Origin of the sequence: Streptomyces sp. NBC_00448, assembly GCF_036014115.1 — a bacterium.
GTDB lineage: Bacteria > Actinomycetota > Actinomycetes > Streptomycetales > Streptomycetaceae > Actinacidiphila.
Genome location: NZ_CP107913.1, coordinates 1,575,745 through 1,590,110 on the forward strand (window position 1 = coordinate 1,575,745; position 14,366 = coordinate 1,590,110).

Here is a 14,366-nt window from a genome sequence, read left to right on the forward strand (position 1 = left end):
GGTCGGTGGTCCCTGAACCGTCAGAACGCACCACCCCGGAGGGTCAGGGCGCCGGCCGAACGGCCTCCGCACCAACGGTGACCGTCTCGTAGACCGACAAGATCTCCGCGGCGACCACGGCCCAGTCAAAGCGCCGTACATGCGCGGACGCGCGGGTACGCAGCCGCTCGCGGCCCTCCGCATCCCCGAGCATCCGCACGGCGGCCGCCGCGAGCGCGTCGGCGTCCCCGTTGGGGAACAACTCCCCCGCACTGCCCTGCGCCAGCACCTGCGCGAACGCGTCGAGGTCGGAGGCGAGCACGACCGCCCCCGCGGACATCGCCTCCACCAGGATGATCCCGAAACTCTCTCCGCCGAGGTTCGGCGCGACGTAGAGGTCGACGCTGCGCAGCAGCCGCGCCTTGTCCTCGTCGCTGACCATCCCCAGGAACTCGACCCGGTCGTGGAGTTCGGCCGGGAGCGGCTCCAGCGCCTCCCGCTGGTCGCCGCGCCCGGCGACGAGCAGCCGGGCACCGGGCCGCTCCCGGAGGATGCCGGGCAGCGCCCGCATGAGGACCTGCAACCCCTTGCGGGGCTCGTCGATGCGCCCGATGAACCCGATCGTGTCGCCCTGCCACTCGGGCCGCGGCTGCGCGCGCGCGAAGAACCCGACGTCCACGCCGTTGGGGATGACGACCGCGTCGCCGCCGAGGTGTTCGACCAGGGTGCGCCGGGCGTACTCGCTGACCGCGATCCGCGCGCTGATCTTCTCCAGCGCGGGCTGGAGGATCGGGTAGGCCGCGATCATGGCGCGCGAGCGGGGGTTGGAGGTGTGGAAGGTCGCCACGATCGGGCCGCGGGCCGCCCAGCAGGCGAGCAACCCGAGCGACGGGGAGGTCGGTTCGTGGATGTGGATGACGTCGAACCCGCCGTCGTGCAGCCAGCGGCGCACCCTCGCGGCCGACAGGAAGCCGAAGTTCAGCCGTGCCACGGAGCCGTTGTACGGCACGGGCACCGCGCGGCCGGCGGAGACCGCGTAGGGCGGAAGCGGCGTCTCGTCGTCGGCCGGGGCCAGCACGGACACGTGGTGGCCGAGGGAGATCAGATGCTCGGCCAGATCGCGGATGTGGTACTGGACGCCGCCGGGGACGTCCCAGGAGTACGGGCAGACGATCCCGATCCTCAAGTTCTCTCCGTCCCGGGGCGCTCGGTGGGCGCGGTGGATTCGGTGGGCGCGGTGGATGCGGCGGACCGCGACCCGTCGTCCGGCGCGGAGACGTCCGTCGACGCGGGTACGTCCGTCGCAGCGGACTCGTCACTCGAAGCGGGTATGTCGGCCGGCTCCGGCGCGCCGGCGGATTCCGGCGCCTCCGCCGAGGGGGACGCCTCCCCCGGCCCCGCGGGTTGCCCCGCGTCGGCCGCCCGCTGCGGCAGGTCGCTCAGCCAGAGCCGTTGCAGCATGTGCCAGTCCTGCGGGTGCTCGGCGATCCCGGCCTCGTACACGTTCGCCAGCACCTGCGTCATCACCGCCGTGCGGCTCGCGCGGTCGCCCTCGGCCGGGACCTCGACCGGGGGGTGCACCTTGCCCTGCATGACGGGCGAGTCGTCGTACCAGAGGGTGACCGGCAGCAGCAGCGCGCCGGTCTGCTGGGCGAGCATCGCCGGGCCCGCGGGCATCCGGGTCTTCTCGCCGAAGAAGTCGACCTCGACGCCGCCCCTGGACAGGTCGCGGTCCGCGACCAGGCAGACCAGGCCGCCCGCGCGCAGCCGCCGCGCCAGGGTGCCGAAGGCGGCGCCGCCGGTGTGCGGCAGGACCTCCATGCCCAGGCTCTCGCGGTAGGCGACGAACCGGTCGTAGAGGGTCTCCGGCTTCAGCCGCTCGGCGACGGTCGCGAACGGCGTCTCCAGCTTGGTGGTGACCCACGCCCCGGCCAGGTCGTAGTTGCCCATGTGCGGCAGCGCGAGGATGACCCCGCGGCCCGCGGCGAGCCCGTCGGTGAGCCAGTGCACGTCCTGCGGGGCGAAGCCGCCGCGGATGCGGTCCTTGCTCCAGGCCGGCAGCCGGAAGGACTCCATCCAGTACCGCAGGTAGGAGCGCATGCCCTGCCGGGACAGCTCGCGCAACCGGTCGGGCCCCGCGCCGGGCACCACGCGCGAAAGGTTCGCCTCCAGCCGCTGGACGCCCTTGCCGCGCTGCCGCCAGGCGGCGTCGGCGATGGTCCGGCCGAGCGCCCTGGCCGCCGGTTCCGGCAGCGTCTTCACCGCGCTCCAACCGAGCCCGTACAGGCCGTCGGTGAGGCGTTCCTTCACACGCCGCTCCCCTGGCCGACCGCCTGCTCGGCGGCCTCGGCCTCGGCGGCTTCCCGGCGCACCGTGACGACCCGCTGGATCAGCGTGATGAGGCTGCCGACGGCGACCACCCACAGGGCGATCGGCAGCAGCCACTGGATGCCGGGGACGCCGAAGGTGCGGTGGAAGCCGGCGAGGCCGCACAGCACCAGCGTGATGACCAGCCGCTCGGAGCGCTCGACCAGGCCGTTGACCGCGACCTTGAGGCCGATCGCCTCGCCGCGCGCCTTGGTGTACGAGACCACCTGCCCGCTGGCGAGGCAGAAGATGGTGACCGCGCACAGCACGAGGTTGTCACCGCCGCCGGCGTACCAGAGCGCGAGGCCGCCGAAGACGGCGCCGTCGGCGACGCGGTCGAGGGTGGAGTCCAGGAACGCGCCCCAGCGGCTGGAGCGGCCGGCCTGCCGGGCCATGTTGCCGTCGACCAGGTCCGAGAAGACGAACAGGGTGATGACGACAGTGCCCCAGAAGAACTCGCCCCGGGGGTAGAAGGCCAGTGCGCCGGCGACGACACCCGCGGTGCCGATCAGGGTCACCGTGTCCGGTGACACCCCCTTGCGCAGGAGGAATCCGGCGAACGGCGTGAGAACACGCGTGAAAAACGCACGCGCGTACTTGTTCAGCATGGCCTTCCCGACAGGTCGGTGGAGTTCGGAGCAAGGGTGTACGAAGCGGCCGAACACGGCGGCCGGTGCGGCCGCCGGATGCCCCATCGTAGTCAGACGCGGATGTGGGTGCCCCTGACCCTCCAGGGTGGTGTGTTCTGTCGGCTCAGGGACCACCTGTCGGTGGTGGGCTGGTCGCGCAGTTCCCGGCGCCCCTGTGTATGTGCGGCTCCCTCCGTCCTCAAGGGTTCGCGCGCCCCATTTCGGGCGTACCGTCGAAGGGAACCTGTACGCACCCGCGGAGTGACCCCCGGGAGGCGGGAAACATGAGTGGTGGCGGTAGGAAGGACGCGGTTCCAGGGGCCGCCGGAGGCGTATCCACGGCGGCTCCCGCCGGGAGTCGCCCCGAGGCGGTGCGCAACGTGGTGCTGGTCGGCCACAGCGGCGCGGGCAAGACCACGCTGGTGGAGGCGCTGGCCCAGGCCACCGGGGCAGTGGGCCGGGCCGGACGGGTGGAGGACGGCGGTTCGCTGTCGGACCACGACGAGATCGAGCAGCGCCAGCAGCGCTCGGTGCAGTTGTCCCTGGTGCCGGTGGAATGGGGCGGAGTCCGGGTCAACGTACTGGACACCCCCGGATACGTCGATTTCGTCGGGGAGTTGAGGGCCGGTCTGCGAGCAGCGGACGCGGCCCTCTTCGTCGTCTCGGCCGCGCAGGACGGCGAGGGCATCGGCGGCGCGACCCGGATGGTGTGGGACGAGTGTGCCGCGGTCGGCATGCCGCGGGCCGTGGTGGTCACGCACCTGGAGTCCGCGCGGGCCGGCTTCGAGGAGACCGCCGCGCAGTGCGCGAGCGAGCTCGGCGGCGACGACCCGGACGCGGTGCTGCCGCTGTACCTGCCGGTGCACGGCGCGGCGGGACCCGACGGCCACGCCCCGGTCACCGGCCTGGTCGGGCTGCTCACCGGCCGGGTCTACGACTACTCCACCGGTGAGCGGGTGGAGGCCGACCCCGACGCCGAACTGGCCCCGCGGCTCGCCGAGGCCCGCGACCGGCTGATCGAGGGGATCATCGCCGAGAGCGAGGACGAGACGCTGATGGACCGCTACCTCGGCGGCGAGTCGATCGACGTCGGGACCCTCGTCACCGACCTGGAGCGGGCCGTGGCCCGCGGCACCTTCCACCCGGTGCTGGCCGCCGCCCCCGCCGCCGAGGGCTCCCGCCAGGGCCTGGGCACCGTGGAACTCCTCGAACTGGTCACCGGCGGCTTCCCCACCCCGCTGGAGCGCGCCGCCCCGCCGGTCACCGACCCCGACGGCCGCCCCCGCCCGCCGGTGACCTGCGACCCGGACGGCCCGCTGGCCGCCGAGGTGGTCAAGACCACCTCCGACCCCTACGTCGGCCGGCTCAGCCTGGTACGGGTCTTCTCCGGCACGCTGCGGCCCGACGAGACGGTGCACGTGTCCGGGCACGGCATGGAGGACCGCGGGCACGAGGACCACGACGTGGACGAGCGGGTCGGCGCGCTGTCGTCGCCGTTCGGCAAGCAGCAGCGCCCGGTGCCGTCCGCGTCCGCCGGCGACCTGGTGTGCGTGGCGAAGCTGACCCGCGCCGAGACCGGTGACACCCTCTCCGACCAGGACCACCCGCTGCTGATGGCGCCGTGGCGGATGCCCGACCCGCTGCTGCCGATCGCGATCGAGGCGCACAGCAACGCCGACGAGGACAAGCTCTCCCAGGGCCTGGCCCGGCTGGTCGCCGAGGACCCCACCATGCGGCTGGAGCAGAACCCCGACACCCACCAGGTGGTGCTGTGGTGCATGGGCGAGGCGCACGCCGACGTGGCGCTGGAGCGGCTGCGCAGCCGCTACGGGGTGCAGGTCGACGCGGTCGCGCACAAGGTGCCGCTGCGCGAGACGTTCGGGCAGCCCGCGACCGCCCGCGGCCGGCACGTCAAACAGTCCGGCGGGCACGGGCAGTTCGCGATCTGCGAGATCGAGGTGGAGCCGCTGCCGGTGGGCTCGGGCATCGAGTTCGTCGACAAGGTGATCGGCGGGGCGGTGCCGCGCCAGTTCATCCCGTCGGTGGAGAAGGGCATCCGCGCCCAGGCCGCCCGCGGGGTCGCGCTCGGCTTCCCGGTGGTCGACATCCGGGTCACGCTCTCCGACGGCAAGGCGCACTCGGTGGACTCCTCCGACGCCGCCTTCCAGACCGCGGGCGCGCTGGCACTGCGGGAGGCCGCCGCCGAGTGCCCGATCCACCTGCTCGAACCCGTGGACGAGGTCGGGGTGTTGGTGCCGGACGCCTACGTCGGCCCGGTGATGAGCGACCTGTCCAGCCGGCGCGGCCGCGTCCTGGGCTCCGAACCGGCCGGCGAGGGCCGCTCGATGGTGCGGGCCGAGGTGCCCGAGATCGAGATCGGCCGGTACGCCATCGACCTGCGCTCCCTGTCGCACGGCACCGGCCGGTTCAGCCGCCACTACGCCCGTCACGAGCCGATGCCGGCGCAACTCGCCGCGAAAATGCACTACTTGGAAGAGGCGGAACAGCAGACGGCGCGCGCCAGGTGACGCCGCGCCGGTAATGTGGAAAGTGCTCCGAACGTGTGATGCGGCCCTGTGCGGGGAATGGGCTGGTCGGAGCCTGCCTTTCAGGGTGCGGTCGGATGGCGAGTGGGGGCTGCGGTGACAGACGGGTTCGACTTCAGCCCGGGAGCGCAGGTCCCGCTCCTGGGTACCGACGGCGAGACGGCGGCGACACAGGCGCTCGCCTCGGCCGCGTACCGGGACTCCACGATGGAGGACCTGATCAGCATCAGTGACGGCGCCAAGGTGACGCCGCCCCGGCTGTCGCTGTTCGAGCCGAACCTCGGCGAGGCGTTCGCCCGGGCGGTGCAGGTCCGGATGCTGGGCGCGGCCCGCGGCGAACTCGTGCAGTCCTTCGGCATCGAGCCGCAGACCGTCGTCGAGCACTGCCTGGCGGCCACCCGGATCAGGCAGGAGCGCGACAACCGGCTGAGCGTCGTGATGGGGGTGTGCGGGCTGCTGTTCCTGCCGGGCACCTTGCTGTGGCTCGGCGCCTTCCAGCTCCGCCGCTCGCTGACCGGCCTGAAGGAGAAGGGCAACAAGGCGGGCGTGCTGGGCGGGGCGGTGCTCGCGGTCGCGGCCGTGCTGGCGGTCCTGCTGGCGATCCGGCCGCCGTTCAGCGGGTTCTGGGCGCTGTACTTCCGCGTGGTGATGATCGTGCCGGTGATCGGCTGGTTCCTCGCCCGCCGGATCTGCGAGCGCACCGCCAAGGACCTGCGCGACCGGTGGGGCGAGCTGGCCGGCGGCTCCGGGGTCGGCGCGAAGATCCCCGAGGCGGTGCCGCGCAACCCCAACCAGCTGCGTGCCGAAAGCCTCCGGCAGAGCCTGGCGAAGCTCGCCGCCGAGCAGAGCAGCAACGTCGTCTTCTACGCGGGCCCGCGCGGGATACTCGGCATGGGCAGCCGCTGGGGCAGCTGGCAGATGGCCGAGGAGCTGGTGCCGCGCGAGGACATGAAGGAGATCAACCCGTTCCGCAGCTGGGATGTGATCCGGGCGATCCACGACCGGCTGCGGATGCTGGAGCGCGGCCCCCTGCACACCGGCGGCTTCCCCAAGCCGTCGATACGGCACTGGGTGGTGGCCCCCATCAGCGAGGGAGCCGGCAGCATCTCCCGCCCCACCGGGACCGAGGTCGAGGCGTACACCGTCAAGGACTTCGAGATCCAGCGGATCTGCAACACCCAGCAGTTCGGCAAGGGCAACCGGCACTACCTGGGCATCCAGTTCGTGCTGTGGGACGGCAACCTCGTGATCACCCTCATGGTCACCGTGACCGTCCTCGCGCAGACCCTCCGCGTCGAGGTCACCGGATACGCGCTCGGCCCGATCAAGGGCCTGTTCACCTCCAAGCCGTCCGCGCCGACCAAGACGGTCAGCAAGTCCGTGAAGTTCTGGGAGACCAGGACCGTCTCGCTGCCGGTCGTCAATCCGTCCGAGGTGGTCCGCCTCACCGCCCGCGCGCCGCTGACCCGGTTCCCGTCGATCCTCGACCACCTCGGCGGCTCCCTCAAGCTCCCCGAGCCGTTCGGCCTGCGCCACACCTGGGCCGACAAGCCCTGGCAGCACCGCTTCATGGCCGACGACGCGCTCCGCGCCGCCACCCCCGTCCTCCGCGCGGTGCACGCCGCCGCGATCCAGGTGATGGACGAGAACGGTGTCGACATCACCCAGTTCACCAGCCGCTCCATGGCGCTCGGCGGCATGGTCCAGGGCGTCGAGCCCAAGAAGGCCGACGCCTACGACGCGTAGGGCGGTGCCTCGGGTCTTGTGCGGCTCTCTTCGCGGAGGGAGCCGCACGTGCTCAGGGGCGCGTGGGGGCACTGCCCCTGGCTCCGCCGGGGGCACCCGCACCCGGGCGAAGCTCGGGGGGAGAACCGCGCGAGCAACCCACCACCGGCAGGTGGTCCCTCAACCGGCAGGACCCACCACCCCGGAGGGTCAGTTCGGCCAGGCGTCCGCGAGCAACTTACGGGTGTCGGCCAGAAGCTGCGGCAGCACCTTCGTATTGCCGACCACCGGCATGAAGTTGACGTCCCCGCCCCAGCGGGGCACCACGTGCTGGTGCAGGTGCGCCGCGATCCCGGCCCCGGCCACATCCCCCTGGTTCATCCCGATGTTGAACCCCTGCGCCCCGGACGCGGCCCGCAGCGCGGTCATCGCCTGCTTCGTGAGCAGCGCGACCTCCGCCGTCTCGCCGTCGTCGAGGTCCGTGTAGTCCGCGACGTGCCGGTAGGGCACGAGCATGAGGTGCCCGCTGTTGTACGGGTACAGGTTGAGCACGGCGTACGCCCGCTCCCCGCGCGCGATGACCAGCCCGTCCTCGTCCGACTTCGACGGGATCGCGCAGAAGGGACACCCGTCACCCGCGCCGGGCCCGGTCGGCTTGTTCTCGCCCTGGATGTACGCCATCCGGTGCGGGGTCCACAGCCGCTGGAACGCGTCCGGACCCCCCGCCCCACCCCGCTGCTCCGGCTCACTCGTCATGCCGATCAGCATATGGCCAACCCCCCGTCCCGCGTGTCGCCGGGGCCGTCGCCGACCGAGGCCCGCGATCCTGGCCGGATGGCCGACGACCCCCGCCTCGCCCGGTGGAAGACCCGCAGCGAACGGCCCCTGTTCGCCGTGTCGCTGCTCTTCCTGACCGCGTACGCCGTGCACGTGCTGGCCCGCGGGATGCCCTCCGCCGGGCACGACGCGTGCCTGGCGGTGGTGTACGGCGCCTGGGCGGTGTTCCTCGTCGACTACCTGGTGCGGTGGCGGCTGGGCCCGCGGCGCTCGCTCCTCGCGCACGTGCGCCACCACCCGCTCGACACGGTCGTGCTGGTGCTGCCGCTGCTGCGCCCGCTGCGCTTCGTCAGCATGTACCAGGCGGTCCAGCGGCGCCGCGACGAGCCGCGGCTGAGCCTGTACGGGCGGGTGATCGCGTACGCCGGGCTCTCCGCGGTGCTGCTCGGTTTCGCGGCCGCGCTGGCGGTCTACCAGGTGGAGCGGGACGCGCCGGGCGCGACGATCCGCACGTTCGGCGACTCGGTGTGGTGGATGTGCTCCACGATCACCACGGTCGGCTACGGCGACACCACCCCGGTCACGCCGGCCGGCCGCACCATCGCGGTCGGGCTGATGGTGTGCGGCATGGCGCTGCTGGGCGCGGTGACCGGCGCGTTCTCGTCGTGGCTGTTCCAGGTCTTCGCCCGCGAGGGCGAGAAGCCCCCGCTCCGCTGAGGTACGGCGGAACGGGGGCTTCTCGCGTGCGCGGGGACCGGCTCAGACCTGCACGCGGCGCTCCACCACGTCCACGAGCTTCGCCAGCGCCTCGTCGCGCGGGACGTTGTTCTCCTGCGAGCCGTCGCGGTAGCGGAAGGACACCGTGCCGTGCGACATGTCGTCGTCACCGACGATGATCATGAACGGCGGCTTCTGCCGCTGCCAGGTCCTGATCTTCTTCTGCATCCGGTCCGAGGAGGCGTCGACCTCGACCCGCAGGCCCTTGCGCTTGGCCTCGTCCGCGAACTCCTGGAGGTAGGGCACGTGGGCGTCGCCGACCGGGATGCCGACCGCCTGCACGGGGGCGAGCCAGGCCGGGAAGGCGCCCGCGTAGTGCTCCAGCAGCACCGCGAAGAACCGCTCGATGGAGCCGAAGAGCGCCCGGTGGATCATCACCGGCTGCTGCCGGGTGCCGTCGGCCGCGGTGTACTCCAGCTTGAAGCGGGCCGGCTGCTGGAAGTCGACCTGGATCGTGGACATCTGCCAGGTCCGGCCGATCGCGTCACGCGCCTGGACCGAGATCTTCGGGCCGTAGAAGGCGGCGCCGCCCGGGTCCATCACCAGTTCCAGGCCCTGCTTCTCGGCGGCCTGCCGCAACTGCTCGGTGGCCTCGGCCCATTCGTGGTCCTCGCCGATGAACTTGTCGCCCTCGCCGCGGGTGGACAGCTCCAGGTAGAAGTCGCTGAGGCCGTAGTCCCGCAGCAGGTTCAGCACGAAGGTGAGCAGGGAGTCCAGCTCGTCGGGCACCTGCTCCTTCGTGCAGTAGATGTGCGAGTCGTCCTGGGTGAAGCCGCGGGCCCGGGTCAGGCCGTGCACGACGCCCGACTTCTCGTACCGGTACACCGTGCCGAACTCGAACAACCGCAAGGGCAGTTCGCGGTAGGAGCGGCCGCGGGCGTCGAAGATCAGGTTGTGCATCGGGCAGTTCATGGCCTTGAGGTAGTAGTCCTGCCCCTCGAACTCCATGGGGGGGAACATGCCCTCGGCGTAGTGCGGCAGGTGGCCGGAGGTCTCGTAGAGCTTCGCCTTGGTGATGTGCGGGGTGTTGACGAACTCGTACCCCGCCTCCTCGTGGCGCCTGCGGGAGTACTCCTCCATCTCCTTGCGGATCACCCCGCCCTTGGGGTGGAAGACGGCGAGGCCCGAGCCCAGCTCGTCGGGGAAGGAGAAGAGGTCGAGTTCGGCGCCGAGCTTGCGGTGGTCGCGCTTCTCCGCCTCGGCGAGGAAGTCCAGGTGGGCCTTGAGCTCGTCCTTGGTGGGCCACGCGGTGCCGTAGATCCGCTGGAGCTGCGGGTTCTTCTCGCTGCCGCGCCAGTACGCGGCGGCGTTGCGCATCAGCTTGAAGGCCGGGATGGCGCGGGTGGTGGGCAGGTGCGGGCCGCGGCACAGGTCCTTCCAGCACAGCTCGCCGGTCTTCGCGTCGAGGTTGTCGTAGATGGTCAGCTCGCCGCCGCCCACCTCGACGTCCGCGCCGTCCTCGGAGTTCGCCGCGGAGCCCTTGAGGCCGATCAGCTCCAGCTTGTACGGCTCGTCGGCCAGCTCCTCGCGGGCCGCGTCGTCGGTGATCGCGCGGCGGGAGAAGCGCTGGCCGCGCTTCTGGATCTCCTGCATCCGCTTCTCGATGGCCTTGAGGTCATCGGGGGTGAAGGGCTGCGGGACGTCGAAGTCGTAGTAGAAGCCGTCCTTGATCGGCGGGCCGATGCCGAGCTTGGCCAGCGGGAAGAGGTCCTGCACCGCCTGGGCCATCACGTGGGCGGTGGAGTGCCGCAGGATGTTCAGCCCGTCGGGGCTGGTGATCTCCACGGCCTCGACCTCGTCGCCGTCGGCGACCGGGTAGGCGAGGTCCTTGAGCGCGCCGCCGACGCGGGCGGCGACCACGGCCCGCTCGCCCTCGAACAGATCCGCCGCGGTCGTGCCCGTCGTGACCACCCGCGCTTCCGGTTCGGCGGAATCGCGTTTGATGATCACACGGAGGTCTGACACCGGTCTGCTCCTGACTTGAGGCTTACGAGCGACTTGAGGCTCACGAGCGCGGGCGGGTCGTCTTCCGCCGCTGCGCTGAATCGTACCGAGCCGGGGCGGGCGATCGCGAAGCCGCGGGGTCGGGAGCTGTGCGCGGGGGCAGGAACCGCGCGCGGAGCCGGGAGCTGTGCGCGGGCCGCTACCCGCGGGCCGCCTGCCGTGCGCGCAGGACCTCGGCGGTGCGCTCGTACCACTCGCGGTTGCCGCGCTCGAAGGCGAGACCGCGCAGGCAGGTGAGGTAGGGGCCGATCCGGGCGCCGTGCCGCAGGTACTCCTCTTCGGTGGCGTCGCCGCGCATCCGGCGCAGCAGCCCGTCGAACAGCTCGATTCGGGCCTGTGCGAAGGCGATCCGCTCGGCGAGGCGGGCGGTGAGGACGTCGGCGTCGACGTGGTCGGCGGCCTGCACCTTGACCATGAGGTCGTCGCGGATCAGGGACGGCTTGCCGGTGGTGGCGGCGAAGCGTTCCAACTCGGCGAGACCGAGGTCGGTGACCTCGTAGACGCGTTTGTCGGGGCGGCCCTCCTGCACCACCTTGCGGCCGGTGACCAGGCCGGCCCGCTCCAGCTTGGGCAGTTCCGCGTAGAGCTGCTGCGGGGCGGCCTGCCAGAAGTTGGCCACGCCCAGGTCGAACGCCTTCGCGAGCTGGTACCCGCTCAGCTCCTCGTCGAGCAGCGCCGCGAGAACGGCGTGGCGCAGCGCCATCCGGTCGGCCTCCTCCCCGGTCGCGGAGCGGGTCGGCCAGGGTTGTCCTCGGCCGCTCGGCGGGGTTGTCCCCGGGCCCGCATCCGTGCATCATCATACTCAAGAAACTGAGTACTCACATCGTTGAGTATCGGAGGGGAGCGCTGCCGTCATGACCGCGACCGAAACCGCCGTGGACCGTTTCCGCACCGCCGTCGAGCAGCGTGACCTCGGCGCGATGGAGGGGCTGTTCACGGAGGACATCCGCGTCTACAGCCCGGTGAAGTTCCGCCCCTTCGAGGGCCGGCCCCTGGTGCTCGGCCTGTTCAACGTCCTGCTGCGCACCTTCGAGGACTTCCGCTACGTCGGCCGGCTCGACGGCGCCGCCCAGACACTCGCCGACGGCGCCGAGACCCCCGCCGCGGTGCTGCTCTTCCGCGCCACCGTCAACGGCCGCGAGATCAACGGCATCGACCTGATCCACCTCGATCCGGCCGGCCTCATCCGCGAGTTCACGGTCATGGTCCGCCCGCAGTCCGCGGTCCACACCCTCGGCGAAGCGGTCCTGGCCGGACTGGTCGCGGACGGCCTGGCCCCGGCGCAGCCCTAGGGCCCGCCGCCGCGCCCTACTGCTTCCCGTCCACCGCCCGCCGTACCGTCGCCATGGGCGCCACCGCCCGGACGGTGGTGGGCGGGTGAGGTGTCACCGTGTCACCCGCCCACCGTGCCGACCCGGTCCGCGCGCGTCACATGGCTCAGCCGAGCGGGAGTTCCAGGCTGGCTTCCTCTCCCTTCGGCGAGCTGATCGTGGTGGTGCTGCCGTCCTCGCCGGCGAAGGAGTACAGCTTGTCGCGGCTGTTGACGACCAGGACGAGCCGGTGGCGGTCCGGCAGGTCGTAGGCGGCGGGCTGGAGTTGCCAGCTGACCGAGCGGTCCAGGTTGGGGGTCAAGTCGCTGACGGTGTACGGCTCGTGGGTGATGATCCGGGCCGTGCCGTCCGGGGCGGCGTCGAACAGGTAGGCCACCATGGTGGTGGCGTCCGAGGTGCTGCGTACGGTGAACCGCACGGCCGCGGTGCCCCGGATGCGCCGGGCCACACCGTCCTGGCCGGCGAGCGGCTCGGTCGCCCAGACCAGCAGCTGCGACCTTTCGAACTTCGCCGGGTCGTAGATCTTGGGGTTGCCGAACCACTCCTGCTGCCCGGTCTGCAGGATGGCGCCCATCGCGGTGGCGGAGGTCAACTCGCCGGCGGTGAAGTCCCGGGCCCATCCGTCGGTCGGCGTCTCGGCCAGCGCGCCGTCGCCGTTGCCGCGGGTGGCCGTGAGATACCAGATCTCGCTGCCGGTGGTGACGTCGTCCCACACCGGACGCTGTTCACGGTGCGCCGGAACGGTGATCAGGTGGGTGCCGCCGGGGATCGGGATGGTCCGGTAGGTGAACATGACCTGGTTGTCCACCTCCGCCCACGTCGGCACGTCGTTGTCGGCGTCGAGCAGGTAGTGGTCCAGCCAGTCGTAGGCTTCCCGCATCGGGACGCGCAGGCCGGGGAACGGCAGACCGGTCAACAGCCCGGCGAGGCCGGGACCTTCGGGCGCGCCGTGGTCGCCGATCCACATGTTCAGCCGCTTCGGCACGGTGAGCTGCGTGAACGTCTCGATCACCTGGCCGGCCGGGAAGAGGCTCTCGTGCCAGGTGTTCGAGAAGAAGGTCGGGGTGCCCCGCTCGTTGGTGAGGCGCACATACGCTTCCGGGGAGCGTTCCGTGCCCCAGGCCACCACGTCATCGAGGTGGTGGCCGCCCAGGAAGTCGGTGAGGACCTGCCGGGTCTCCTCGTCGAACTTCTCCTCCATCGGGCCGCCGGTGAAGTCGATCAGCGCCTGGGCGGCGGCGAGATGACGGGTGTGGTGGTGGTACAGGCTGGTGGCCAGGTTGCCCCAGGTACTCAGCGCGACGACCACGGAGACCCGGTCGTCCGGGTCGTGCGCGGCGATGAGCTGGCTGATCCCGGAACCGTAGGACTCGCCGAGAAGGCCGATCTTGCTCGGGTTGAAGTGCTCCTGCGCGTAGTCGATCACCGTCGACCCGTCGGCCCAGTCCTTGGGCCCGGCGACATCGACGGTGCCCTCGGACGTGGACGGCAGCGCCGGGTCGCCGATTCCTCGCGGGGTGTAGGCCAGCACGTGGTAGCCGCGGTGCGCCAGCGTGAGGTAGGCGTACAGGAAGGGCAGCCAGCCGTACGGGCTCCAGCCGGCGGGCACGATCACGACGGGGTGGGGCGTCGGGTCGCTGAGTTCGATGGAGAAGGCCGACAGGCGGACTCCGTCCGACGCGACGATGCGCGGGAAGCCGATGGAGGCGCGCCGCCGGACGGCGTTCGCCAGCTCCGCCAGTTCCGGTGGGAGCGCGCCCCCGGGGCTGCCCTGGAGTGCGGCGACCAGGGCGTTGGCCAGATCGATGACGGAGGGGGTGAAGGTGAGTCCGGAGTCCCAGACACCGTTGGTGGCGATGTCGGTGAGCGTTGCGTCGGTGATCGACGCGATCGGTTCTCCGCCGGCAGCAGTCATACGATCCACCTTTTCCATGACGGACGCGAAGCCCCGAGGAACGGGCGCTCGCGGAAGTGACGCGGGAGCTTGCCGCTCCGGCGGGCACGGCCGGACGGCCACCGCCCAGCACCATGGTCAGCGGAAGACGGAGAGAGACCGTCGCGTCACCAGGATGTTCACTGCATGGAGTTAAGGCGCCGCTCCAAACCCGGCCGGCACCGGTGGCGAGCAGATCCAGCCAACCGGGCCCGACCGCAAGACGCTGGAGGTCACCGCCGAAGTCCCTTGCACCCAGGGGTGTTGGCGTGCTCGCACGAGAAGGGCTGCGGCGCCC

At 71.7% G+C, this 14,366-nt stretch carries 11 protein-coding genes; 4 read left to right on the forward strand and 7 right to left on the reverse strand.

Annotation, left to right across the window (positions count from 1 at the left end; genetic code table 11):
• Window positions 1-43: 43 nt before the first annotated feature.
• From OG370_RS06625 to pgsA, 3 genes are read right to left on the reverse strand one after another with little or no spacing between them, the layout of a single operon-like run.
• Complete coding sequence (locus OG370_RS06625; RefSeq protein WP_328461571.1) at window positions 44-1,165, reverse strand: glycosyltransferase family 4 protein; 1,122 nt, start codon at window positions 1,163-1,165, stop codon at window positions 44-46.
• Complete coding sequence (locus OG370_RS06630) at window positions 1,162-2,289, reverse strand: phosphatidylinositol mannoside acyltransferase (protein WP_328461572.1); 1,128 nt, start codon at window positions 2,287-2,289, stop codon at window positions 1,162-1,164. The genes OG370_RS06625 and OG370_RS06630 overlap by 4 nt, the downstream gene beginning before the upstream one ends.
• Window positions 2,286-2,954, reverse strand: a complete 669-nt coding sequence (gene pgsA, locus OG370_RS06635) for a phosphatidylinositol phosphate synthase (RefSeq protein ID WP_328461574.1) — start codon at window positions 2,952-2,954, stop codon at window positions 2,286-2,288. The genes OG370_RS06630 and pgsA overlap by 4 nt, the downstream gene beginning before the upstream one ends.
• 305 nt (window positions 2,955-3,259) lie before the next feature.
• Here pgsA and OG370_RS06640 point away from each other — a divergent pair, with 305 nt between their 5' ends.
• Complete coding sequence (locus tag OG370_RS06640) at window positions 3,260-5,503, forward strand: elongation factor G-like protein EF-G2 (protein ID WP_328461576.1); 2,244 nt, start codon at window positions 3,260-3,262, stop codon at window positions 5,501-5,503.
• Between the two features lie 57 nt (window positions 5,504-5,560).
• Window positions 5,561-7,267 carry a hypothetical protein gene (locus tag OG370_RS06645; RefSeq protein WP_443060625.1) on the forward strand — a complete coding sequence of 569 codons (1,707 nt, stop codon included), beginning with the start codon at window positions 5,561-5,563 and terminating at the stop codon, window positions 7,265-7,267.
• Window positions 7,268-7,456: 189 nt separating this feature from the next.
• Here the strand turns inward: OG370_RS06645 and OG370_RS06650 are convergent, their stop codons facing one another.
• The gene (locus tag OG370_RS06650; RefSeq protein WP_328461580.1) at window positions 7,457-8,014 is read right to left on the reverse strand and encodes an HIT family protein; all 558 of its coding nucleotides are present in this window, start codon (window positions 8,012-8,014) and stop codon (window positions 7,457-7,459) included.
• Between the two features lie 66 nt (window positions 8,015-8,080).
• Between OG370_RS06650 and OG370_RS06655 the strand changes: the two genes are divergently transcribed.
• Entirely contained in the window at window positions 8,081-8,740 is a 660-nt protein-coding gene (locus OG370_RS06655; protein WP_328461582.1) for a potassium channel family protein, read from the forward strand.
• Window positions 8,741-8,782: 42 nt separating this feature from the next.
• On the opposite strand, the gene thrS is transcribed toward OG370_RS06655, so the two are convergent.
• Window positions 8,783-10,765 carry a threonine--tRNA ligase gene (gene thrS, locus OG370_RS06660; protein ID WP_328461584.1) on the reverse strand — a complete coding sequence of 661 codons (1,983 nt, stop codon included), beginning with the start codon at window positions 10,763-10,765 and terminating at the stop codon, window positions 8,783-8,785.
• Between the two features lie 178 nt (window positions 10,766-10,943).
• Window positions 10,944-11,507 (reverse strand): PadR family transcriptional regulator, encoded by a 564-nt coding sequence (locus tag OG370_RS06665; protein WP_328461585.1) that lies wholly within the window; start codon window positions 11,505-11,507, stop codon window positions 10,944-10,946.
• Between the two features lie 151 nt (window positions 11,508-11,658).
• On the opposite strand from OG370_RS06665, the gene OG370_RS06670 reads away from it, so the two are divergent.
• Window positions 11,659-12,096: a nuclear transport factor 2 family protein gene (locus tag OG370_RS06670; protein WP_328461587.1), complete on the forward strand. Its 438-nt coding sequence runs from the start codon at window positions 11,659-11,661 to the stop codon at window positions 12,094-12,096.
• A 145-nt stretch (window positions 12,097-12,241) separates the two neighbouring features.
• Here the strand turns inward: OG370_RS06670 and OG370_RS06675 are convergent, their stop codons facing one another.
• The gene (locus tag OG370_RS06675) at window positions 12,242-14,050 is read right to left on the reverse strand and encodes an alpha/beta fold hydrolase (protein WP_328461589.1); all 1,809 of its coding nucleotides are present in this window, start codon (window positions 14,048-14,050) and stop codon (window positions 12,242-12,244) included.
• Window positions 14,051-14,366 lie beyond the last annotated feature (316 nt).

Excerpts from the sequence above, each read along its gene's own strand:
- OG370_RS06645 (WP_443060625.1), top strand. The coding sequence starts at position 5,561 with ATGGGCTGGTCGGAGCCTGCCTTTCAGGGTGCGGTCGGATGGCGAGTG.
- OG370_RS06665 (WP_328461585.1), bottom strand. The coding sequence starts at position 11,507 with ATGGCGCTGCGCCACGCCGTTCTCGCGGCGCTGCTCGACGAGGAGCTG.
- OG370_RS06655 (WP_328461582.1), top strand. The coding sequence starts at position 8,081 with ATGGCCGACGACCCCCGCCTCGCCCGGTGGAAGACCCGCAGCGAACGG.
- OG370_RS06670 (WP_328461587.1), top strand. The coding sequence starts at position 11,659 with ATGACCGCGACCGAAACCGCCGTGGACCGTTTCCGCACCGCCGTCGAG.
- OG370_RS06640 (WP_328461576.1), top strand. The coding sequence starts at position 3,260 with ATGAGTGGTGGCGGTAGGAAGGACGCGGTTCCAGGGGCCGCCGGAGGC.
- OG370_RS06675 (WP_328461589.1), bottom strand. The coding sequence starts at position 14,050 with ATGACTGCTGCCGGCGGAGAACCGATCGCGTCGATCACCGACGCAACG.
- OG370_RS06650 (WP_328461580.1), bottom strand. The coding sequence starts at position 8,014 with ATGCTGATCGGCATGACGAGTGAGCCGGAGCAGCGGGGTGGGGCGGGG.
- pgsA (WP_328461574.1), bottom strand. The coding sequence starts at position 2,954 with ATGCTGAACAAGTACGCGCGTGCGTTTTTCACGCGTGTTCTCACGCCG.